The following is a 24,616-nucleotide window of genomic DNA, read 5'->3' as shown; positions in this document are numbered from 1 at the left end:
AGAACAAGCAATAAAATATATGCGGTGTTGAGGGTTTGTGCTTATTCCGGTTTATAAACTTCTAACTCGATTTCAATCATAAATTCGGGTATAGCCAATTCTTTTACACCAAGCCACGAACCAGTAGGAAATTGCTTGTTATATATTTCAGCTCTGTAAGCGGCGTTTTCAAGAAACAATGGCATATTGGTTGTAAAAATGTCTTCTTTTATAACATCATCAAATGTGCAACCGTAGTGTTTTAGTATTTTTTCCAAATCGGCATAGCAATTTTTCATTTGTTGCCCTAAATCTCCAATTGCTGTTGGATTGCCTTCATCGTCCATACTAACAGCACCAGAAATTTTAATATTATTTCCAATTTTCACAGCGTGTGAATATCCGTAAGCTTTTTCTACTTCTGGTCTTAGCAGAAAATATTCAGGCTTTTCAGATTCAATAATTACTTCTTTTTCAACTTCTTTTGTTGCTTCTTTTTGTTCACAACTCTGTAATCCAAAAAATAATGTAAAAATTGTTACAAGTAAGGTAAGTTGGTTGGTTGTTTTTTTCATTATTCTAATTGTTTAGTGCCTACGTTGGTCGGTTTTTTGGCTATCCCGTTTATTGCGAAATGACGTTTTTAGTATAACGTACAATTTTATGATAAGTTCGTTTTAATGACTTCTGCCAAACAATTGGTAAGTTCTATTTTTTATATTGAAAAACAAATACGTATATGTACTGATTTTTAGGGGGTTTGTGGTGCATGTTGGTTTTGTATAAGATTAGTTGTAAGTATTACACCTCATTTAGAAAATACCAACCGAATAGAAAATCTACAATAATTTTATTTTCTACTTAATAGATCCATCTACCAAATTATAAAGTTCATGAGCACTGTCTATATACTTTTGATTTTCTGCGTACTTTGCTTTTTTATAAAGTTGAAACATGCTTGATGCTTTCCTAAATAATTTTTCAGCTTCTGATGTTGCTAAAAAATCAACTAAATATTTTCCTTTGTAGTTTGCGTAAGCTGAATCTATTTCTGCTGAAATCGGGTCAGCCGATTTGTCTGAAATTACAGGTCGCGGATATGGAGAATAACCGCCGCTGCAACATGAGTCTGATTTTAATTGGAGTCTTTGCAATGCTTTTCCGTAGTCGGGATCTGTTTGACCATAAACAGTTCTATTTATGCTAGTTAATTTCATCATACCAGAACACATGGCACATGGCTCTAAAGTTGTATATATTGAAAAGCCTTTTAAAGAATAGGTTTGAACACTGTCTAAATACGATTGCATTACTCGTACTTCTCCATGTTGGGTTGCATTCATTTTAATATTTACGGAATTTCTCGCCCAGTCAACAACATATTTATCGCTATCTACTAACACCGAACCAATGTTGTATCCTCTACCTTCAAGAGCGTTAACTTGCCAATCTTTATGAACTACGGCATAAGCCATTAAGGAATAAAAATAGTCAAGTTCTTGTTGTTCGAACGAAACCGAATCAACAGAAGCAGAATCGAGAGTACATTCACATTTTTCAAGAATTAATTTAGAATTAGGCTGTTTTATTGCACATGAAAAAAAGCATATCGATAAAATAAAAATGCTAATTAAGAAATATGTTTTTTTCATGAAAGTTTATTTTTTAAGTTTTTTTATGATAATGATTTACCCAAATTACTGCCAACTTTAACGATACAAAATCTATATTAAAGACTTCTACAAACCAATTAATAAGTTTTGTTTTTTATATTGAATACTCAATACGTAAATGTACTGATTTTTAGAGTTTTTGTAGTTTTAAAAATAATTTAAAATCGCGGTTGGAAAAGTAGGTAGTGTTATTGTGGTAGGTGGTGAAAAAGCTAAGTTTATTTAATTTATGGTGCTTAACATGATTTTATGCGGAAAATTGCATCATTTAGTTCATTTAGCAAAGTTACTTTATTCTTTCAAATATATCCATCAGGTTGTATTCACCATAAATTCTTAAAAACGAATTGTTAGGATAAATTAAAAGAACTCCGCCACATCTGTATTCATTATCTAAATTCCAGTTAATATATTTGAAAAAATTATTTTTTATTAAATCCGAATTGTCTACAATTTGGTCTTTCGCGTTATCATCGTAGTTGTCTATTATAATAAATAATGATATATCTTTCTTTTCTTCAATAGTTTTAATATAGTGATTGAAATTAATATTGTTAATTATATTGCATTTATGGTCAATGGCATAATCTATAATTATTTTATCAGTTTTTTTTATTTTAAAGTTGGCATTTGATTCCAAAAATTTTATAATTTCAAACTTAAGAGAATCAGATATTTGTCCATTATATTCGACTGGGATAATACCTTTTTTATAATATATATTGTTTTTCAGTCTAATAACTGTACCACCTTCTTTTTTTATTTTTAGAAATTCAGTTTTTGTAAGGGGGTTTCCAAAATCATTTACATAGTTTTTATTTTGAGAATAAGTGATTGTATTTAAAATAAAAATTAAAATTAGAGATATTGTTTTCATAATATTAGGTACATTTATTTCTGCTCCCTTGAGATATTTGTTAATTATCTCTTGTCGTTAGCTTTTAAAAGTTTAACTGGTTTAAGTTTTGTGATCATTTCACTTATACGCTTTATTTCATATACCTGCTTTTTAAATAAAATTCATTCCAATTAGTGATGGATAATATCTCTTTAATAGCTTTCTTTTTATCTGTTTGGTTGTTGTAATAGCTTTCGCAAATTTTAAAACCAACATAGTAACCTAAATCGGCTGGTTTACCTTTGGCTCTATCTGCATTTCCAATCCAATTTTGTGTATTTTCTCCGTACATTTCTTTTTTAAATGCATGCCAGACTTCGTTTTCATTTTTATTTGCCCAATCGTGTACATGTTCATTAATGTGCGAACCACATACTAAAGTGCTAATAAAATCTGCAGCTCCTTCATAAATAGCATTGCCTAATAAGTTATTATAGTTATTATTTTGCTGAATATGAACTAATTCGTGTAAAGTGATTAATGGCAAATTAGAAAAATCTCGAACTACCTTTTTTTCCCAATTATTGAAATTTGTTAAATTGGAAGCTTCCGTTTTAGTGTGCATTTCAGCTCCTATTATTAATCCAAAAGGACTGGATGTACCACCGGCATTAAAACAACCAACAACATAATATATGTCGGGAAAAATGGCATTTGGGTACAATTTTTTAAATTCGTTTAAATGATTTCTAATTACTTTTTCTTGTGTGTTGAGTTTTGTTAAATTCGGAATTATAGATTGGAAATACGCTTCTTTATCTTCAATGCGATAAGCAAATTGATGAGATGATGATTGGATTTTAAATTTTTGATAGAAATATAATGCTTTTGATGCTTTCGAGAAGTAATCGTTATAAAAATATGAAGGGGCGTTATTCCAATTAGTTTGGCTTTTTTTAAATGCGGTTATAAAGTTGGAAACATCTTGATAGTGAAAATTACAATTTATAGGATTGTTTATTAACGCATTAATGCTGTCTATTTTTTCTAATCTAGAAAGATAGTTGGGTTGCTTAAAAAACGGATGTTTAGCGGTTTTATACCAATTTAACCAAGTGTACTTTCTGATTATTAACGAATCCATAAGTGTGTATGCCCTTGAATCTTGGTTGGTTTCAAAATAGAGTATTGAAACATTGTACATGGCATCTTCAACAAATGTTTGAGAATTACTAGTTTTAATACAATTTATGTATGCTTCAATTGCTAAATTGATTCGGCCAGCGTTATTTAATTCATTAGCAAGGTTGTAGTAGTAATTAGGATAAGAACCCAGAGCAATTAGTTCTGCTTTTTCGTTTTGAAAGTCTTTACAATGATTAAATTTATCTTCAGATTGTTTCGAACAACTGCTCAGTAAAATAAATATTAAATATTTTATATAGAGTTTTGTTTTCATCAGGTTAGTAATTATTGTCAACTTTAATAATTTAACGCTATTTTAAAACCGCGATGCAAAGGTTTTATATTCCCATTCACTTTTGCCTTCATTTAGTGTGGCACAAATAATTTTTTCTCCATCGGTGCGTACGTTTACTAAACCATAAACAATGCCATCAACCACTTTTAAACGGCTCATGGTTTTTACTTTATCGGTAGGGTTTAACGCTCCAGATTTACCGTGCTTATAACGAATATTGGTTTTAGCTTCGTTGGTTAAAACCACATCGATAGCACCATTTGCGGTTTCGTAATTATTTGAGTTTACTTCGTAAGGATCGCCAATACGATAACTGCGGGATATTTCGGTGCTGTAAATAAGCGGAGTTATCATTTCGTCGTTTTCAATTTTTTTAAAACCTGTGGCACCCGAAGCCGCAACAATATTTGGTCTTGGATGCGCGTGGATTTCGTCGTCGCCCGACGAAATAACGGTGGCTGCCGCATTTACATATTGAAGAAACTCATAAGAGCAATCGTCGCTACCATGATGACAAGATTTTACAACATCGGCTGCGAGTTCAAGCAAATTTCCGGATAAGGATTCTAAAATATATCGCTGACTTTTCTTGTTTAAATCGCCGGTTAATAAAATTCTCGTTCGGCCATAATCAACACGTAGTAATACCGAATTCCCATTGGTGTTTTTACTGTACGATCCTAAATCTTTTAGCGTGGGTTTGCCATTATATGTGGTTTCAATTGGTCCCAAAACCTTTATTGATGTTGGTTTGTCGGCTTCAAAATCATCTAAATAATCAAAATGCTGTTCTGGGTTGTAGGCTAAACGTTTTACTTTACAATTTGATGCGATAATGCATTCTAAAAATTGTGCCCATTCGCCTTGCAGTTTTAAATCGGCATTTTGGCGTAAGGCATTTTTAATTGATGTTTTACCGGTGAGTAAATCATGTAATTTTCCATCGGCTTCTTTTCCGAGAAATCGCGATTTTTCTTCTGTTTTAAACCAAGAAACACCAGCATGATAAAATGTATTTACGTGGGTAGCTGTTGTGTCGAGTTCCTTTTGTTCGCGTTCTTCAGGATTTAGTAAATCCCATAAACCGCCGTAATGGTCGGCATCACAATGCGAGCAAATCATGGCATCGAGCTCGATGGTATTTTGGCGGTAATCTTTTTTAAATTTCCAGTCTACAAAATCGGCTGCGCTTTTGCCATGTGGTTGTTTGGAGCGTTTATAGCCACCATCTACTAAAATATGCTTGCGTTCTGGAGTTACAATTAAAACGCCATCGCCTTGGCCAACATCAATAAAATAGAGTTCTAGCAGTGGTTCGTCGCCTAAATCTTCGGGTTTTATATAAGCATAATTAGCCCAACGCACATGTACTTTATAACGTCCGTTTATGGGGGTGTTTTCAACAATTTCAACACGATCGCCCCACAAGGCTTCTAGTAGTACACTGTTGTCTGTGCTGTTTTTGTAAACTTTTGCGGTGTTGTGTTTTACATATTTTATGGTAGACATGACTTATTTGGTTTTGATAGTCAGAAAGTTATAAAATATGATGTATTAAAACAATAAGTAGATGTACTAAATTTAATCGTCGTCGGTAAATGTGGTATGTTGATAAGCCCCTATATCTGGAGAAGCAGTTCTATCTTCATTTAAAATATCGAATGGAACTTGGTTTGCAAATAGGGGGAAACCTTGATTAATAGCTTCGGAATCTGCGCCAATAATAAACTGGTTGGTGTCGGTATCTTTAAAATCTGGCTCGCGATTAAAAATAATGTTTTCGTATAATTCATCATTATCAAAATTGTAATTATCGCCAGTAAAATTATTACTAGTATCGTTAAAACGGATTAAACAATTGGTGAATTTAAAATTGAAATCGATAGCATCGTCTTCAATTTCTTCAAGCTGAAACTCGGTATTATCGTTGCCATAAATAATGCAATTATTAAAATTGGCTTCGGTTAAACTAGCGAGTGTAGCGTTGTTGTCTTCATCTAAAATAAAATTATTTAGTAAAACCGCCGGATATTGCCTAAAGCCATTATTCCAATAATTTACTAATGTGGCGTGTGTAAAATTGTATTTTCCGCCAATGGTTCCAGCGAAAGATGATTGTCCGCTATTATTTATAACCAGATTTTCTGCAGCTATTGAGGTGTTTCTGCCAAAAATACCAAATGCGCTGGTGTTGTAAATTTGCGAGTTGCTAATATTAAGTTTGTTATTAACGGCATTCGGGTTGCCATCGCTTAATATACCAATAGTTGCATTTTTTATGGTTAAATAATTAATGTTGTTATTAGTGCTGCCATCTAACAGCCAAATGGTTCCCCATTGTCCGGGAATATCGGCAAAAAGCGGTTCTAAACGGTCGCCTTCAAAAATCACTTCGTTTTCAAGGGTTTCTTGATCTGAGCTAAATTCACCATTAATTTGTATAGATGCGTTATTAGAAACAATAATGCCCGAATCGGCATGGAAATGTACGCGTGAGCCAGCTTCAATAGTTAAAGTTTGGTTTTCTGGCACCGTGGCAAATCCGTAAATAACATAAGGTTTTTGGTTTGTAAACGTGAGTTCTTCTGGCAATAATTCGCGTCCTTGTAACTCGGTTTCAATTAATTCTCCGCCAATATTTAATGTTAATGTTTCAATAACTTTGGTGGTGTTATCTCTATCTGGATAAATAAAAATAGCGTCTTGAACCAAAGTAACCAGTTCTACTTCTTGAAGATTTGCGCCAGAGTCGAATTCAATTTTATCGGTATATAAAAAAGAGGTTTCAGTGTTGCTAAAAGCGTTATAATCTATGGTGGTTTCAATAAAAATAAATAAGCTATCCTTAGCGAGGAGTTCAACGTTTTCAAACGATTTTCCTGCAATGCCATCAACATTTAATCTGTAGTTTGAAGCATCTCCTAAGGCTAATTTAACCGAAGGAATTAAAATATCGTTATCACTTTTATTATAAACTTTTAGGTTATAAGTACTCGACCCAATGTTTGTAAAAACGGTATCTAAATATACGGTGTCTTTAGAAAATTGCAGTATTCCTGTACTAGCAGAAAACTCAAAATCTTTTCGGCAAGAGCTCCAAAGCATTAAAAAGCATAAGGTTAAGGCAAAATAGATGTAACGCATTACAGTTAGAGTTTTATGTGATAAAAGTATAACTTTCGACTTTAAATTTTAGTGTTTTGCAGGGTAAAATTCTTCTAAACTGAGTTTAAATTACCCATTTTTGCTAGCTTTTATAGGTGTTGTGTTTTGTAAAATACTGATTTCGTTTGTGTTATTTGTTAAAAATAGATAGAATTAAATTATTAAGAATTTTTTTTGGTTAGATTTGTAGTTAATTCTATATTTGCGCACTGGAAAATTAAATTATAAATATCTGGTCGCATAGCTCAGCTGGATAGAGCACCTGCCTTCTAAGCAGGCGGTCCTAGGTTCGAATCCTAGTGCGATCACTTAAAGCCTTAACGTTTACGTTAAGGCTTTTTTGTTTTTAACTGTCTATAAATTTCATATTGCTTCCTTAATATTATATAACGTAACCATTTTTTTTATTATGAAACTATACAGTAACAGATTTCCATTTAAAATTAAATCATGTATTCTTGGTATTTTATTAATTGCATTTCTGTTTTTAATAGAAGGTTGCTCAGGAAGTTCATCAGAAAGTTTGCCTGAAAAAATAGAAAGTAACGATGACGATGAGCCAGAAGACGATTCACCTTATGTTATTACCTTAAATTTAAGAGTGCACCTTATGCAAGATATTGTTATGCCGCACTCAACAGGTATAGATATGGAGAGTTGGGTTACACCAGAAGATGTAACCGAAACAATAATGCCGGAAGTGAATGCTATTTGGGAACAAGCTAACATTATTTGGAATATAGAATCGATAATAGAAGAAGATGTTGTAAAAGGAGATAATTATGAAGCTTCAATTAAATTTATAGCAAGTACGCAAAGAGACGATAATGGTAACTCTGATCCAGAACGACTCCCTCATTTATATGCTTTAATGCAGCCAGAATTTATGAGTACAGAAGCAGAGTTAGGTGAAAATTTGTTTCATATTTATATGTTTCCATTTATTGGTAATACTTCTCAAGGAAACGCAATGAGTGGTTTTAATTACCATTCGGTGGTTGGAACATGGACCAATAAACATAATGGCGGTGGTGTACCAGAAAAAACATTACTAACAGAAAGTAAAACAAGTTTCGATAGAGGTTCGCTTTCTAGAACAATATCGCACGAAATTGGACATGTTCTTGGACTAAGCCACAACGATTGTAGCTATGGTTGTTTAATGGGAGGCGTTTATACCGATGGTTATGCTTTAAACGAAGGCCAAATACTAGTTTCAAGGTTAGAAGCTTTAGATAGAAGTTTTTAATCCGTTAGTACATATAATATTTTTGGACGTTTGCTCTATTTACTGTATAAATTAGTTACTCTATAGGGGTATTAAAATTCTAAAAAAAATTAAGGGTTTTGGTATGTGTTTTTGTTATAAACTGAGACCTTTTAGGTCATGATAAATTAACAGAAAAATAATGAAAAATTAATTTTTAACCTTTAAAAAAACGTTTCAATGCGTTGTATAAAAAATAGAGATGTCGTAATTTTTGAAATAAAAATTTAAAATTTAGTTTAAAATCACGCTGTTTTTTTAAAATAACATAAAATTGATTATCAATTTGATAATTTTGTCTATGTCAACTCTAATTTTTGCTTATATTATTGAAAGCATGTAATACTGCTTTTAAAACTAACTCAAAAAATAAAGTTTATGCAAGAATATGGAGAACTAGCGTTGGCTTTAGCTTTGGAAAATAATTTACATGTAAATGAAGATGTTTTTGCAAAAACTAAAGAAACAAGTTTAAGTAGCTTGAAAACTTCAAACAATGAAGATATAATAATTTGGAAGCGACTTATAAAAGGCGATAAGTTGGCCCTTGGCGAACTCTACGATTTGTATATTGATGTATTGTTTAACTACGGGATGTATCATTCTAAAGATCGTGGCTATGTTATGGATTGTATTCATGATTTGTTTTTAGATTTATATAAATACAGAAAAAATTTATCGATTACCAGCAACGTTAAATATTATTTACTGCAGTCTTTAAGGCGTAAAATCAATAAAAAATATAAGGTAAAAGATAAACCTATAGAAACTGCCGAATTCCAGAGCAAATTAGATAGAACTCCTAAAAATCATGCCGATTCTTGCGAAAAGAAAATAATAAGCGAAGAGCAAACTGCACATAGAAATAGTTCGCTTTCTAAAGCATTAAAAACCTTAACAGAAAAACAACGAAGAGTATTGTATTTAAGGTTTAATGAAGATAAATCTTATGAGGAAATTTCAGAAATTTTAAATATTTCTGTTGAAACCGCTCGTACTTCAATTTATAGAGCAGTAAAAGCACTGCGTAAACTTAATTTTTATTATTAATTTAAAAATTACGAAGAATTTTTGTCTATAAAAATACCCAAACCTACTTATTAAATATGTTATCAAATAATTTAACTAACTGAAAATTAGTTAATTTTTTTAAATTAAAAATGAAAGAAAGAGAATCATCTAAAATAAAAATACTACCTATTACAGAGCTTGAAAAAGTGGTGTTGAGAAATAAAATATTAACCGCTGTTGATAATTTACCTAAACAGAAACGTAAAAAACGAATTAGGTTTGGAGTTTTAGCATTTTGTGTTGTATTAATAAGTTCAAGTTTATACGTTTTGAGTTCTAAATCGGAAACTTCAATAAAAACCGTTGTAAGTGAAGCTAATAATATCGATGTTAATAACTCAAGCGATGTTGTTTTAGTTTTATCCAATGGCGAAACTGTTAATTTAAATGAAGAGTCTTCAGAAATAAATTATTCTAATTCTGGTGAAAAAGTATCTCTAGGTAGTAAAAAAGAGGTAGAACAACAAACCAAAAAAAATAGTAAAACATTATACAATACACTTTTAATTCCTTACGGAAAGCGAAGTAAAATAAAACTGTCCGACGGTAGTGTTGTATGGTTAAACTCTGGATCGAAAATGGTTTATCCCGCAGTGTTTAATGGTAGCCAACGCGAGGTGTATTTAGAAGGTGAAGCCATTTTTGATGTAGCACATAATAAAGATAAGCCTTTTATAGTATTATCAGATAATCAAGAGGTTAAAGTACTCGGGACTGTTTTTTGTGTAACTAGTTATAAAGACGAGAAAATTACCAACACCGTATTAAAAAGCGGTAGTGTAAAAATTAGTTATAAAGCCAACCTTAATGCTACAGACTTTACCGAGAAAATGAAAATTACACCGGGTACAAAAGCAAGCTTTAATAAAAGTACCAAAAGCATTGTATCCGAAAAGGTAAATGTAGACCATTACTTTTCATGGAGAGACGGTATCTTAATATTCAAAAATAATAGTCTAAACTATATTACAAAAAGACTATCAAGATATTATAATATAAATGTTGAGATTTTAAGTAACGACTTAGCAAACGAAACCTTTTCGGGGTATTTAGATTTAAATGAGAATATAGAAAGTGTGCTCCAAAATATAGCTGCGAGTACAGATATGGAATATACTATCAATAACAATAAAATAATCATTAATCAAAAATAAGTAGTAAATGAAGAAAACTAAATTCTAAAAATTAAAAAAGCTAGAAAATGCGGCAACATTTTCCAGCTATTTAAAATTTAACATTGCTACTTACGTAGCAACATTAATTAACTCAATTCAAAAGTATGAAAAAAAAATCAAGTGTAGATATTCTAGCTATTATGAGAATATTTTTATTATTTCTTAGTATAGGGCTTACATCGGTTTATGCTAACACAATTTCAGGCCAGTCGAAAATTGATATAGATGTAAAAAGTATATCAATAGAAGAACTATTCAACAAAATTCAAAATAATAGTGAGTATATCTTTTTTTATAAAGATGATGTTGTAAAAACTAATAAAAAAGTGTCTTTAAAATTTATGAAGGCACCTATAACACGAGTTTTAGATCAAGCGTTTATAAATACAGGACTTACTTATAATATTGATGGCAAACAAGTTGTTGTTAAAAAGAGTAAGGTTGAAAATAACGACGAAGCTAAAGTTAATGCAGTTCAAGAAATTTTAATAACAGGAACTGTAACAGATGAATACGGTATGCCATTGCCTGGTGTAAATATTATTGTAAAAGGTACAAAAACAGGTGTCCAATCTGATTTTGATGGAAAATATAATATTTCTGTACCAAATACAGAGAGTGTTTTAGAATTTACCTATGTAGGTATGGGAACGCAAAGTGTGGTTGTTGGTGCACAAAAAGAAATTAATGTGATCATGAAAGAAAGCGCTGCCGCATTAAGCGAAGTAGTAATTGTTGGTTACGGTAGTCAAACAAAAGAGTCTTTAACAGGTGCTGTTTCTGTAGTGAAAAGTGAAGAGTTACAACAAATGCCAACCTCTACATTCGAACAATCGCTTAGAGGAAGTGTAGCGGGTTTACAGGCATCAGCCGTTGATGGTGCTCCAGGAGCAAATACGCAAATTAGAATTAGGGGTACGGGATCTATCAACGCATCAAGTGAGCCATTATACGTTATTGACGGTATTCCGATTGCAGCTGGTAGCCAATCTACACTTGATAACGACGGTGCAAGTTCTAATGTTATGGCATCAATAAACCCAAATGATATTGAAAACATAAGTATATTAAAAGATGCTGCGTCTACTGCAATTTATGGGTCAAGAGGAGCAAATGGTGTTATATTAATTACTACAAAACAGGGAAAATCTGGTAAGGCAGTTATTGAGTTAAAAACACTAACAGGTTTTAATTCTCAAGCCTCAAATAATATTTTAAAACCACTAAATGCAGCACAATATAAAGAGTTGTTTATTGAGGGTTATGTAAATCAAGGAGATACAGTAGAAGAGGCACAAGCAAGATTAGATGCCAGATTTATTCAACAAACAGATCCTTTAACAGGAGAGCCAACAGATACAAATTGGTTAGACGCCATAACGCAAACAGGAATAACACAAAGTTATGATTTGAGTGTAAGAGGTGGTACAGATAAAGTTAAATACTTTATGTCTGCTGGTTATATGGATCAAGAAAGTTATATAATAGGCTACGGTTTTGATAGATTTAGTACGCGTGCTAATTTAGAATACAAAGTTAACGACTATATAACCTTATCAAATAACATCTCAATTGCAGAGACTAATTCAAGTACTGCCGAAGATGGTGGATCATGGAATAACCCTTTTAAAGTTAGTTTAGAATTATCTCCATTAATTCCTATATATGACGAAAACGGAGACTTTAATGCATTACATGCTGAGACTGGTTATTTTCCAATAGGACCTAATATTGTAGGTAGTTTAAGTGGAGACGATGAATGGGGAACTAACACAAATAGAATTATTGATAACTTTTCAGTATCAATAACGCCATTAGAGAATTTAACATTTAGAAGCCAATGGAATTTTGATATCCTTAATGTTAAAGATTCTCAGTATTATAACAGACGTTATGGTGCTGGATATAATGTTAATGGAAGGGCTTATCAAGGTAGTGTAACTAGTAAAACATGGGTAGGTACACAAACCTTGGATTATAATTTAACTTTAGATGGCGGCCATAATATTAATGTGTTAGCAGGTTATGAAGCGCAAAAAACTAAAGGAGAAACATTTTGGGCTTTAGGAACAGATTTTCCTAATGATGTTGTAACAACATTAAGTGCTGCGGCCTTAATTGATGCTAGTGGATCTACTTCAGAATACACATTTAGTTCTATGTTTTCTAGAGCTAACTACAATTATAATGGGAAATACTATCTATCAGGTAGTATAAGACGAGATGGTTCTTCAAGATTTGGAGCTGACAATAGATATGGAACTTTTTATTCTGTAGGAGCTAGTTGGAATATTAATAAAGAAGGGTTTCTAGAAGATATGTCTTTTATAAATTTACTTAAATTAAGAAGCTCATTTGGTGTAACAGGAAATGCAGGTATTGGTAATTATGCTGCTCAAGGGTATTATACTTATACTAATGATTATGATGGTTCTCCAGGAGGAACTCCTTCTCAAATAGGAAATCCTGACCTAGGATGGGAAACACAGGAGAATTTCAATATTGGTTTAGATTTTGGATTATTTAATAAAATTAATGGTACCGTTGAATATTTTAAAAGAGTATCAGACGATCTTATTCTAGATGTTCCTATTTCTCCAACTACAGGGTTTACAGAATTTACTCAAAATTTTGGTACCATGCAAAATTCCGGTATTGAGATTAGTTTAAATGCAGATGTAATCAATAAGAATGGTTTTATATGGAATCTTGGTTTTAATGCTACATTCCTAAAAAATGAAATAACAGAGCTAGTTGAAGACTATACAGATACTGGTCTTAATGCCTATTTTAGAAGACAAGTAGGGCAAGATTTTAATTCTTTTTACATGTATGGTTGGGCAGGTATAGACGCCGATACAGGTGCGCCTTTACTTTATACTGATGCAACTGAAACTACAACTACAAGCGATGTTAATGAAGCTGTAGAATATTTAACTGGTGACACTGCTACTCCAGATGTTTTTGGTGGTTTTAATACGTCTTTTTCTTATAAAAACTTTAGTTTAAGTGCTAATTTCATGTATTCTTATGGTAATTCAATTTTCGATTCTAGAGCTCGTGGTAGTTTAGGAGATGGAAGGTTAACGCCAAGAAGTACAGCGACTTATTTGTATGAAAACAGGTGGGTGCCAGGAAAAACAGACGCTTTATTTCCTAAATTTGTTTGGGGCGGATATCCAGGAATTAGTAATAATGCAGCTGTTTCAAGATGGATTTACGATGGTAGTTTTGTTCGCCTAAAAGATTTAACAATAGCCTACGATTTCCCAGAAAAAGTAGCGTCTATGTTATACGTTAATTCTATTAGAATGTATGCAAGAGGTACTAATATATTAACATTTACAAAAGAAAAAGATTTATATATAGATCCAGAACAGGCTGTAAATGGATTATACACAGCATTAACTCCAGCAATAAAAACTATTTCGTTCGGACTGGACATTCAATTGTAAATTTAAAATAAAAGACTTATGAAAAAATATAATAAAATAATAGTATTAATTATAATAGGAATTTGCTTTTCATGTTCAGAGTCATTCTTAGAAATTACTCCTGAATTCGCTGTCTCAGATGTTGATGCTATAACCAATGTAGAAGATATAGAAACTTCTATTACTGGTGTATATGATGTGTTGCAAGGAACCAATTTTTATGGTAGAGATGTGTTTTTAGTTGCCGATGCTCTAGCTGATGATTTAAAACAAAATGAACAAGCCAATAGGTATATTGATTTTGCAGCACATGTACAAACTGTTGCTGATGATAATGCAAATGCTATGTGGACTCGTATGTATTATACTAATAATGCATTAAATAATGTCATTAATTCTGATGTAACTGCTACTACTGCCAACCAAGATGAAAAAGATCATCTTATTGGTGAAGCTTATGCTTTAAGAGGGTTAGTGTATTTTAATTTGGTCAATTTTTTTGCACAACATTATAAATTTACTTCAGATGCTAGCCATTTAGGAGTTCCGTTAATTTTAACTTTCGATCCTACTTACGAGCCAGAAAGAAGTACTGTTGCCGAAGTGTACGAACAGATTATTTCTGATATGACTACGGCAATTAGTTTAATGGATACTACATCTAGAACTGGTAACTCTAGCACCTTATCGCCAACCGCAGTAAAAGCTTTATTATCAAGAGTGTATTTATACATGGAAGATTGGGAAAATGCAGAGGCTATGGCTACCGATGTTATTAATTCTTCTAGTTATGCTTTAGTTTCTAATGACAATTATTTAAACTTATGGACTGTTGATAATAGTTCTGAGTCTATTTTTGAAATTTCAAATACAGACGTAGATAATAGTGGACTTATAGCAGGTATTTATGTAATAGACGGTTTTGGTGATTATTTACCTTCGAACGATGTGGTTTCCTTATATGACACTAACGATGCAAGAATGCAGGTGTTTTTAGAAGACACTTTCTTGGTTGGTGACTATGCACCATTTAGAATTAATAAATATCCTGATGTACTAGGTACAGATAATACAAAAATAATTCGTCTAGCGGAAGTATATTTAAACAGAGCAGAAGCAAGAGCACAAATTGGTACAAATATTACTGGAGCACAAGACGATTTAGATATGGTGCGCCAAAGAGGTTTACCAACAGCACCAGATGTTACAGCAACTGGCACAGATTTAATTGACGAAATTTTACTCGAAAGAAGACTAGAATTAGCTTTTGAAGGTCAAAGACTTTGGGATTTAATGCGTTACAAACAAGATATAGTTAGAACGCAATGTACTGCAAGTATTTGTTATATACCTTATGGCGATGACACCAATATTTTACCAATTCCACAAGATGAAACCGATGTAAACCCTAACATCACTCAAAACCCAGGTTGGAATTAATATAAATTAAAAATAACACACATTAATAGTGGCTATTAATGTGTGTTTAATAAACTAAGCTTATTTTATAAATAGGCTAAGGTTTCTGCACCATTATTGCAAAAAAATAACTCTTATAACACCACATTATTTTGGAGAAAAATAGACGAAATTTAGTTAAAATTCTTTCTGCTGGAACCCTTTTTCCTGGACTTGCAGCTAATGCGCTCACTTCTATTTTAGAAACTGTAGACGTAAATTCGAAAGCACCAATAGTTTCAGAATTAACTAAAAATAAAATAGAAAAGCTTTATAAAAATGCAATAGTTAACGATGGTTTAATCATCGCTAGAAATTGGAGCGAAGATTCATTTAAAGCTTTAGCCGAATCTGGTTATACTGGTTTTAACGCTTCAGTCTCTTCTGGAGACTTAACAAAGTGCATCGAGAACCTAAACAATTGGAAAAACAGAATAAAAGAAAATTCTGGCAAACTTTTATTAGGCACAAGTGCCGAAGTTTATATTCAAGCAAAAAAAGAAGGGAAAACAGCGGTTATGCTTGGTTTTCAAAATGCTGCAATGATTGGGAAATCTTTAAAAAACCTAGATAAACTTTATGATGCAGGTTTACGTTGGATGCAATTAACCTATAATTCAAGAAACTTAATTGGCGATGGTAGTACAGAAAGAACTAACTGCGGATTATCAGATTTTGGAATTCAGGTTGTAAACCACATGAACGAGCGTGGTATTATTATAGATTTATCGCATTGTGGTGAGCAGACCACTTACGAAGGTATTGAGTTTAGTAGTGCGCCAGTTTCAATAAACCATTCTATGTGCGAAGCGTTGCATAAAAATCACCCAAGAGCTAAAACCGATGGGCAAATTAAAGCAATGGCAGATAAAGGAGGAATGATGGGAATTATTTCTTTAGGATACATGATCGGGCCTAAATTAGGCGTAGAAACTACTTTAGAAACTTATGTAGACCATATAGAACATGCCATAAATGTTGGAGGAATAGACCATGTAGGCGTATCTTCAGATTTTGCCATTCAAGGTTTACAAGCAACCGGCTCAACTTACGAAAACTGGTTTGTACCACGATTAACCCGATTTAAACCATCGTACAAAGTACAATGGCCACCATGGATTCCTGAACTTGATAAACCAGACAGATTTTTACAAGTAGCCAAAGTTTTAGATAAGCGTGGTTATAGTACTGGTGATATTGAAAAAATATTAGGATTAAATTGGTTACGTTTCTATAAAGAAACTTTAAAACCTTAAGTAAAAACAAGTAAATTTTATTTTTTCATTTTTTATGAAGTATATTTTATCATTAGCTTTTGTGTTTACATGTTTGTTTACGAGTTGTAAGAAGCGTTCTGATTCCGAAAATCAAACAGATACAAAATTATCATACGAAGTTGTTTTTAGAGAAAAAGCAGCTGGCGTTTACGAAAAATGGAGTACAGGCGAAGATAGTTTTGAATATTTTTACGAATACACAGATAGAGGTCGAGGTCCAAAGTTTTCTGAAAAAATAACCCTTCAAAATGGAGTAATAGCTTCTCAAACTATTTCTGGAGTTAATTATAGAAAAGTTAATATTGAAGAAAAATTTTCATCAAACCCTAGCACAGTTTCTTGGTCGAATGCCAAAGGAGATGGCGAGTCTGGTTACAATGCTTCTTCATTATATTTTCGTTTTGATGGTACACCAGCCATTTACGAAATATTAGCCCAAAACCTTCTAGCATCTAATAATCATAAGGTAAAACTTTATCCAGAAGGTGAAGCTTCACTTTTAAAAAAGTACAATTTAACTTTAAAAAACGGAGCGTCAGTAGAATTAATTGCGGTTAAAGGTTTAGATATGAATCCAAAATATATTTGGCTTCAATCTAACGAAATGATAGGGAAAATAGATGGAAACCTGCATGTTATTAGAAGCGATTTCAAATCGGAGCGTTTAAACATGAAAAAGCTTCAGGATAGTATAGAAATAGATTATTTAAAACAAGAAGCGAATAGGTTAACACATAAAATTAGTCAAACCTTAGTTATTCAAAATGTAAATGTATTTACAGAATCTGGAGGTTTACTATTTAATCAAGATGTTGTTGTTGAAAATAATGTTATCAAAAACATTTATCCTTTTAGTAAAAGCAAAACGTTAAATAAAGAAGCCCAAGTTATTGATGGTTCTGGTAAAACTTTATTACCAGGCATGTACGATATGCATACGCATAACAATAATTCCAGAGGGCTTTTACATATTGCTGGCGGAATTACCTCGGTAAGAGATTTAGCAAATAATAAACAACTTAAAAACCTAAGTAATCAATTTAATACTAATGAAATTATTGGCCCAAGAATAGTAACATTTGCGGGTATTATTGATGGTTCTGGGCCTTATGCAAATCAACGAAATGTTGTAAGTTCTTTAGAAGAAGGCTTAAAAGAAGTACAAGTTTATAAAGACCTAGGCTATCAACAAATAAAACTATACAGTTCTATAAAGCCAGAATGGGTAAAACCATTGGCCGATAAATCTCATGATTTAGGTATGCGCGTTAGTGGGCATATTCCTGCTTATATGACAGCTACACAAGCTATAAATCAAGGTTATAATGAGATTCAACATATAAACATGGTGTTTTTGAATTTTTTATCAGACACTATCGATACCAGAACACCATTGCGCCATATTATGCCTGCAGAACATGGAGCTCATTTAGATTTACAATCTAAAGAATACATTGATTTTGTTAATCTTTTAAAAGACAAAAATATAGTAATCGATCCTACAGTGGCACTTTTCGAAAACATGTATATTTCTAAAGTAGGAGAGGTTAGTCCAACTTATAAGCCAATCTATAGTCGTTTACCGGTTATGAATCAACGTGGTTTTTACAGTGGAGGTTTGCCAAAATCGGGATATCAAATAGAGCGATATGCCCAGAGTCTTGATAAAATGTTAGAGGTAATAAACGATTTTTATAAACAAGGCATACAAATAGTTCCGGGTACCGATGGTTTACCAGGATTTTTATATCACAGAGAATTAGAAATGTATGCTAAAGCAGGAATTTCTAATGCCGAGGTATTGCTATTAGCAACTATAAAATCGGCAGAATTAACAGAGACATCTAAAGATTACGGATCGATTAAAGTTGGTAAAAAAGCCGATTTAATTTTAATTGATGGCAATCCTTTAGAAGATATAAGTAACATACGTCGTGTAGAATTAACAATGAAAGATGGTAACCTTTTTTACGCGAAAGAACTTTACGAATCTTTAGGAATTAAACATTTTAAATAATAAAGACATTAAACAAATGAGAATATTAACACTTGTATGCTTTTCGATATTAGTAAGCAATTTGCATGCCCAATCATTAAAATTTTTTAATAGCGGTCGTTTAATTTTAGGAACCTACAAAGAGCGCACAGCCTCTATGGGAATAGGCGATATTGATGCCGATGGCGATATGGATATTTTAGTCGCAAATGGCAGACATTGGCCTGGACAAAACCGTATTTTTATCAACAATGGCCGAGGTGTTTTTACAGTGTCTCAAATTTTAGGAGACGAACAGGAAACCAGTTATTCTACAGAATTAGCAGATTTTGATAACGATGGCGATTTAGATATTGCTGTTGGTAACGATATGGCACCGAATTACATTTTTATAAACGATGGCACAGGGCATTACACAAAAGGAGCAAGCTTTGGTGAAACTTATGCGCCAACCAGAAATATTGTAGTTGCAGATATTGATAGCGATGGCGACTTAGATATTTTAATAACCAACAGAGGTAAAGAAAACGAAATTTGCTTAAACGATGGCACAGGCAAATTTGCTAAAAGCATAGGTTTTGGATCTAAAAAAGATTCTACAATTGATGTTGAAGTAGCCGATATGAATAACGACGGACATTTAGATTTGGTTCTTGCCAATCGCGACGACCAACCAAACTATGTGTATTTAAATGATGGAGAATTAAATTTCAGCAAAAAAATACCTTACGGAACAGGAAACGATATTACCCGATCTGTTGCAATTGTCGATTTAGATAAAGACGGTTACCTAGATATAATTACAGCAAACATTGGCGAGCCAAACGTTATTTATTTTGGTAGTAAAAAAGGAAATTATAAGCGCAGCGTTGTTTTCGATGATAGTAACGATAAATCATATTCATTATCTATAGGCGATTTAGATTTAGATGGAAATATCGATATTATAATAGGTAATGTTGCTGCACCTAATAATGTGTTTGTAAATACTAATAATGCACAAACTTGGAGTAAAGTTCAATTAAATAATGAAGCCTTTAGTACTTACGATATCTTAACTTCGGATTTAAATGCCGATGGTAAGCTAGATATTATTGAAAGTAATTCCGATGAGTTAAATCAATATTACTTCAACAGATTTACACCAAAATTTCCTTAAAGACACATCAAAATATCCAATAAAAAAATATGATAATTAAGTATTCAAAAAAAATAAAGCAATTAAGTAAACTTTCGGTTTTATTAATGTTAACCGGTTGTGCTTCAAAAACAAGTACAAAATGGGAAAATTATACAGACGAAGGTACTTTTCTTGTTTATAGAAGGCAATCTTTAATTGGAGAAGAAAGTTACACGCTTTCAGCAAACAAAGATACTATTACGCTTAGCTCTTTACAAGGTGAAAATGAAAGAGGTCGTATTTCAGGTGTGCAAACCAATTTGCTTTTAACCACTAATTTAACTCCCATATCTTACGAGAATAAACGCATTCGCGGAGAAGATACTATCAGTAATTTAACGGTTGATGTTAAAGCTGATAAAATTATAGTTAAAGAAAAATTTTTCGATACTGTAGAGCATGAAAAGTTAGATGATTTTTTCCCGTTACACAGTAATATTTCGGCAGGAGCAGAAATGATGCTGTATTACTACTGTCTTGAAAAAAACTTAAAAACCGTACCAACTTTACCAAGAAACGAGGTTACAATAACATTTAAAAAGAAGGATACCGCTGTTATAAAAGGCGAAAAAATTCCTTTAAATCGTTATGTTGTTACAGGTATAAATTGGGGAGGACGTACTATTTGGACAGACGAGTCAAATAAACTAATAGCCGTAGTAAAGGCCAATACTCAAATTAGAGAATTAATTAGAAAGGGTTACGAAGATGCTAAGCAATTATTTATTGATGGTAATGTAGAAGAAGAAATTGCGCAATTAAAACAATACACCAAAGAAGTAAATGGCGATTTATCGGCAGTAAAAGCTTTAGTAGGTGCCGATTTAGTTGATGCTGTTACCGATGTTACTCAAAAAAACATGACCGTTATTATTGAAAACGGCAAGATAAAAACCATAGGCAAAAAGGATGAAGTAGAAATTCCTGAGAATGCCAAAGTAATTGATGTTTCTGGTAAAACACTTATTCCTGGTTTATTCGATATGCATGCACACTCCAACCAAGTGCAATGGGGACCGGCTTATTTAGCAGGAGGCGTTACAACCATTAGAGATAACGGTAATGAGTTAGAATTTGCAACCGCATTTAGAGACGAAATTGCTGTTAACGGTGCTGCTGGTCCAGAAATTTTATTGGCAGGAATGACAGATGGTCCAGGAGTTAAGGGAAATGGTATTATAAGAGCCAGATCTGTAGAAGAAGCTAAAGAGGTTGTAGAGCTTTATCATTCAAATGGTTATAAACAAATAAAAATATACACTTCTGTAGCACCAGAAATTGTTGAGGTATTAGCAACCGAAGCTCATAAAAAAGGGATGACGGTAACTGGCCATGTTCCAATACAAGCACGACATGCTAAAAAAGCGGTAGAGTTGGGTATGGACATGCTTAGTCATCGCTCAAGAATATTAACGGTTTTATATTCCGATAAGGTTACTAAAAATTTAAAACGTGCCGTGTATCCAACGTTAAGTTTAAATAGCATTACAGACGAGCGTATTAATGATGCTATTGATTTTTATTTAGAGAATAAAACCGTTCTAGATCCTACGATAGCTTTAGATGTGGTTAGAAGCCTTGAAAGAGGAAATCCATTAGAAACTATTGAGCCAGATGCGTACAGAATTGCACCAGAATTATGGGAAGGAAAACGTTTTAGAGCAGGAGTATCTGCCAAGAAATCTGAAGAAGGTAGAGAAACCTTCTCGAAATCTATGGAAATTTTAGGAAAGTTCTATAAAGCAGGAATTCCTATTGTAGCAGGAACAGATAATGTTGTACCTGTATTCAGTTTGTATTTAGAAATAGAAACTTACCAGAAGTATGGCAATATGTCTCCTTTTGAAGCGATAAAAACAGCAACAATAAATCCAGCAACAGCTATGGGGCTTGGAGAACAAACCGGTAGTTTAGAAGTTGGAAAAGATGCAGATATAGCCATTTTAGATAAAAACCCTTTGGAGGATATTACGAATATTAGAACAGTTTCTGCGGTTGTTTCCGATGGAAGATATTATAATAGCAATCCATTATGGAAAGCAGCAGATTTTAAACCAAAAGAATAAATAATTAACGAGAAGATGCGAGTTTTAGTTAGATTTTATAGTTGTAAATTATATATAAACCATTGAATTTTAGTGTGTATTTCTTCATGAATTAGTCTCCATGGTAAAGTTTATATATATTGAATTAATTTTTTCTTAAGAATAAAAATAATGATTTCAAAACGTCTTATCGGGCAAATTTTAGGCCCATTATCTTTCTTTTCAATTCTTCTCTTTTTTCATCCAGAAGGTCTAAACCAACAAGCAAATGCTGTTTTAGCATCTGTAGCTTGGGTTGCTGTTTGGTGGATTACTGAAGCTGTTTCTATTTCTGTAACAGCACTATTACCTATTGTGCTTTTTCCTTTATCGGGTGGTTTAACTTTAGCACAAACAACGGCGACTTATGGGCATAAATATATTTTTCTATATGTAGGTGGTTTTATTTTAGCTATAGCTATTGAAAAATGGAATTTACATAAACGTATAGCACTTTCAATTATAAAAATAGTGGGTACTAATGTGGTAAATATCATTTTAGGATTTATGATAGCCACGGCATTTTTGTCTATGTGGATTTCTAATACTGCAGCTTCTGTAATGATTTTACCAATGGGTATGGCCATTGTTAGTCAGTTAAAAGACAATCCTAATACAATACAAAACGAAAACGAAATTTTTGGAAAGGCGCTTATGCTTGCTATTGCTTACAGTGCTTCCATTGGTGGTATTGGTACTTTAGTGGGTTCGCCTACTAATTTAGTTTTGGCTGGTGTTGTACAAACAACATTTAATGAAGAAATTTCATTTTCTCAATGGTTTATATTTGGTTTTCCAATTGCAGTAATTTTAATTTTCTTATGCTGGAAATATTTAACATCTATAGCTTTTAAATTTAAACAAAAAGAATTTCCGGGTGGAAGCGAAGAAATAAACAAACAATTAAAAGCTTTAGGTAAATTAACCTATGAAGAAAAAATGGTGTTAATTGTATTTGGTTGTACTGCTTTTGCTTGGATAACACGTTCATTTTTACTTCAAAAGCTTATTCCTGCAATCGATGATACTATAATAAGTGTATCATTCGCAATTATTCTGTTTTTAATACCATCAAGTAAAAAAGATGAAAAAATAATGCATTGGGAAGATGCAGTCAAATTACCTTGGGGTATTGTGTTGCTTTTTGGTGGAGGATTATCTTTAGCTTTAGGTTTCGAAGAAAGTGGTCTTGCCATTTGGCTTGGAGAAAAGCTAATCGCCTTACAAGCATTTCCATTTGTTATTTTGGTAGTTATAGTTATTGCTATGGTTAACTTTTTAACCGAAATCACTTCAAATATTGCAACAACTGCCATGTTGTTACCTGTTCTTATTTCTTTGGCTTCAACTTTAGGTGTGCATCCATATTATTTAATAATTGGTGCTACAATTTCTGCTTCATGTGCATTTATGTTACCAGTTGCTACACCGCCAAATGCTGTTGTATTTGGTTCAGGGTATTTAAATATAGGCGATATGGTTAAAAAAGGAGTTTGGTTAAATATAGTCTCCATTATTTTACTATCCGTTTTTGTGTACTTTTTACTTCCATTAGTATGGGATTTAAGTTAACTATTTTAAAAAAGTTAAACTGCCATTATTAATTATTTAATAGAGGTAGAAACAGAAAAAGCTAATTAAGGAGAGATAAGTTTTAAAAAAAATCCCGAAAAAGGTTTACAGTAAAAATGTCGTTAGTTCTAACACTTTATAATTTTTACTGTAAACACTAATCGAGATATTAGCTTTCTACTAAAAATAAGGTCTAAATTATTTCGTAGCTTTTAATGATACTTTTAATTCAATATCATCATTAATAAATTTATCACCTAAATTATCAAAAATAGATTTTGAACCATATTGTACATTCCATTTCGTTCTATCAATGGTAAATGTTTCACTTTCTAAAGTAACTGTATCTCCTTCATTTATTACCGAAATTGGGAAAGTTACATTGTTAGTAGCTTCCTTCAGTGTTAAGTTTCCAGAAAGAAGCGTTTTACCATCGTTTTCTGTAACACCAGTAATTTCAAAAGTTGCAGTGGGGAACTTTTCAACATCAAAAAAATCCGAATTCGATAAATGTCCAACTAATTTAGCATTGCTTTTTTCCTCGGCAGGAATATCATCAACAACAATCGATCCCATATCAATTATAAAATTACCGGCAGTAATTTTTCCATCTTTTAAATTAATCGAGCCGTTTTTTAAACTTATCGTTCCAAAGTGCTCGCCTGTAGGTTTAAACCCTTTCCATGCAATACTCGAGGCATCTGTATTTACGGTATATTCAATAGCTGCTGCTTCGACCATTGTAACTGCTTCAGCTTCAGAAGTCACCGCTTCTTTTGCTTTATCTTTACAAGAAAAAACACTTAGCGTTAAAATTGAAATACATAAAATGCTTAATAGATTTTTTTTCATCTTTAGTTTTATTTTTGTTAGATAGTAAATTTACCAAACAGTTTATTCATTAAGAAATCTTAAAAATAAAAGTTTTGTTAAAAAATATGATGACATTATGGCATTTTAATAATAA

At 32.3% G+C, this 24,616-nt stretch carries 17 protein-coding genes and 1 tRNA gene; 11 read left to right on the top strand and 7 right to left on the bottom strand.

Annotated features, from left to right (window positions below):
- Positions 1-41: 41 nt before the first annotated feature.
- The 6 genes from PW52_RS12860 to PW52_RS12835 form a co-directional block, all read right to left on the bottom strand.
- Positions 42-554, bottom strand: a complete 513-nt coding sequence (locus PW52_RS12860; protein ID WP_044633361.1) for a RidA family protein — start codon at positions 552-554, stop codon at positions 42-44.
- A gap of 282 nt (positions 555-836) precedes the next feature.
- On the bottom strand, positions 837-1,631 hold the full coding sequence (locus PW52_RS17200; protein ID WP_052823502.1) for a nucleoside deaminase: 795 nt from the start codon (positions 1,629-1,631) through the stop codon (positions 837-839).
- Positions 1,632-1,938: 307 nt separating this feature from the next.
- Positions 1,939-2,529 (bottom strand): hypothetical protein, encoded by a 591-nt coding sequence (locus PW52_RS12850; RefSeq protein ID WP_044633360.1) that lies wholly within the window; start codon positions 2,527-2,529, stop codon positions 1,939-1,941.
- A gap of 112 nt (positions 2,530-2,641) precedes the next feature.
- Positions 2,642-3,949 carry a DUF2268 domain-containing putative Zn-dependent protease gene (locus PW52_RS12845; RefSeq protein WP_044633359.1) on the bottom strand — a complete coding sequence of 436 codons (1,308 nt, stop codon included), beginning with the start codon at positions 3,947-3,949 and terminating at the stop codon, positions 2,642-2,644.
- Between the two features lie 42 nt (positions 3,950-3,991).
- Positions 3,992-5,479, bottom strand: coding sequence for a ComEC/Rec2 family competence protein (locus tag PW52_RS12840; RefSeq protein WP_044633358.1), 1,488 nt, complete (start codon positions 5,477-5,479; stop codon positions 3,992-3,994).
- Positions 5,480-5,551: 72 nt separating this feature from the next.
- The gene (locus tag PW52_RS12835) at positions 5,552-7,114 is read right to left on the bottom strand and encodes a hypothetical protein (RefSeq protein ID WP_044633357.1); all 1,563 of its coding nucleotides are present in this window, start codon (positions 7,112-7,114) and stop codon (positions 5,552-5,554) included.
- A gap of 255 nt (positions 7,115-7,369) precedes the next feature.
- On the opposite strand from PW52_RS12835, the gene PW52_RS12830 reads away from it, so the two are divergent.
- The 11 genes from PW52_RS12830 to PW52_RS12780 all read left to right on the top strand — a co-directional run bounded on the left by PW52_RS12830 (position 7,370) and on the right by PW52_RS12780 (position 23,649).
- A tRNA-Arg gene (locus PW52_RS12830) sits at positions 7,370-7,443 on the top strand.
- Positions 7,444-7,544: 101 nt separating this feature from the next.
- On the top strand, positions 7,545-8,384 hold the full coding sequence (locus tag PW52_RS12825) for a zinc-dependent metalloprotease family protein (RefSeq protein WP_044633356.1): 840 nt from the start codon (positions 7,545-7,547) through the stop codon (positions 8,382-8,384).
- Positions 8,385-8,780: 396 nt separating this feature from the next.
- Entirely contained in the window at positions 8,781-9,452 is a 672-nt protein-coding gene (locus PW52_RS12820; protein WP_044633355.1) for an RNA polymerase sigma factor, read from the top strand.
- Between the two features lie 110 nt (positions 9,453-9,562).
- Entirely contained in the window at positions 9,563-10,627 is a 1,065-nt protein-coding gene (locus PW52_RS12815; RefSeq protein WP_052823501.1) for a FecR family protein, read from the top strand.
- Positions 10,628-10,752: 125 nt separating this feature from the next.
- Positions 10,753-14,103 carry a TonB-dependent receptor gene (locus tag PW52_RS12810; RefSeq protein WP_052823500.1) on the top strand — a complete coding sequence of 1,117 codons (3,351 nt, stop codon included), beginning with the start codon at positions 10,753-10,755 and terminating at the stop codon, positions 14,101-14,103.
- A gap of 18 nt (positions 14,104-14,121) precedes the next feature.
- Complete coding sequence (locus tag PW52_RS12805) at positions 14,122-15,522, top strand: RagB/SusD family nutrient uptake outer membrane protein (RefSeq protein ID WP_044633354.1); 1,401 nt, start codon at positions 14,122-14,124, stop codon at positions 15,520-15,522.
- A 131-nt stretch (positions 15,523-15,653) separates the two neighbouring features.
- The gene (locus PW52_RS12800; RefSeq protein ID WP_052823499.1) at positions 15,654-16,796 is read left to right on the top strand and encodes a dipeptidase; all 1,143 of its coding nucleotides are present in this window, start codon (positions 15,654-15,656) and stop codon (positions 16,794-16,796) included.
- A 34-nt stretch (positions 16,797-16,830) separates the two neighbouring features.
- A complete protein-coding gene (locus PW52_RS12795) occupies positions 16,831-18,834 on the top strand; it encodes an amidohydrolase family protein (protein ID WP_052823498.1) in 2,004 nt (667 codons plus the stop codon).
- A 16-nt stretch (positions 18,835-18,850) separates the two neighbouring features.
- A complete protein-coding gene (locus tag PW52_RS12790) occupies positions 18,851-19,972 on the top strand; it encodes an FG-GAP repeat domain-containing protein (RefSeq protein ID WP_082050913.1) in 1,122 nt (373 codons plus the stop codon).
- Between the two features lie 29 nt (positions 19,973-20,001).
- Positions 20,002-22,059 carry an amidohydrolase family protein gene (locus PW52_RS12785; RefSeq protein WP_044633353.1) on the top strand — a complete coding sequence of 686 codons (2,058 nt, stop codon included), beginning with the start codon at positions 20,002-20,004 and terminating at the stop codon, positions 22,057-22,059.
- 150 nt (positions 22,060-22,209) lie between these two features.
- Positions 22,210-23,649, top strand: a complete 1,440-nt coding sequence (locus PW52_RS12780; RefSeq protein ID WP_044633352.1) for an SLC13 family permease — start codon at positions 22,210-22,212, stop codon at positions 23,647-23,649.
- A gap of 198 nt (positions 23,650-23,847) precedes the next feature.
- Here PW52_RS12780 and PW52_RS12775 read toward each other — a convergent pair whose 3' ends face one another.
- Positions 23,848-24,501, bottom strand: coding sequence for a YceI family protein (locus PW52_RS12775; protein WP_044633351.1), 654 nt, complete (start codon positions 24,499-24,501; stop codon positions 23,848-23,850).
- Positions 24,502-24,616: the final 115 nt, after the last annotated feature.

Source organism: Neotamlana sedimentorum, from assembly GCF_000943565.1.
GTDB classification, from domain to species: Bacteria; Bacteroidota; Bacteroidia; order Flavobacteriales; family Flavobacteriaceae; genus Neotamlana; species Neotamlana sedimentorum.
The sequence above is the reverse complement of the archived record's forward strand: the minus strand, read 5'-3'. Positions and strand labels throughout refer to the sequence as shown.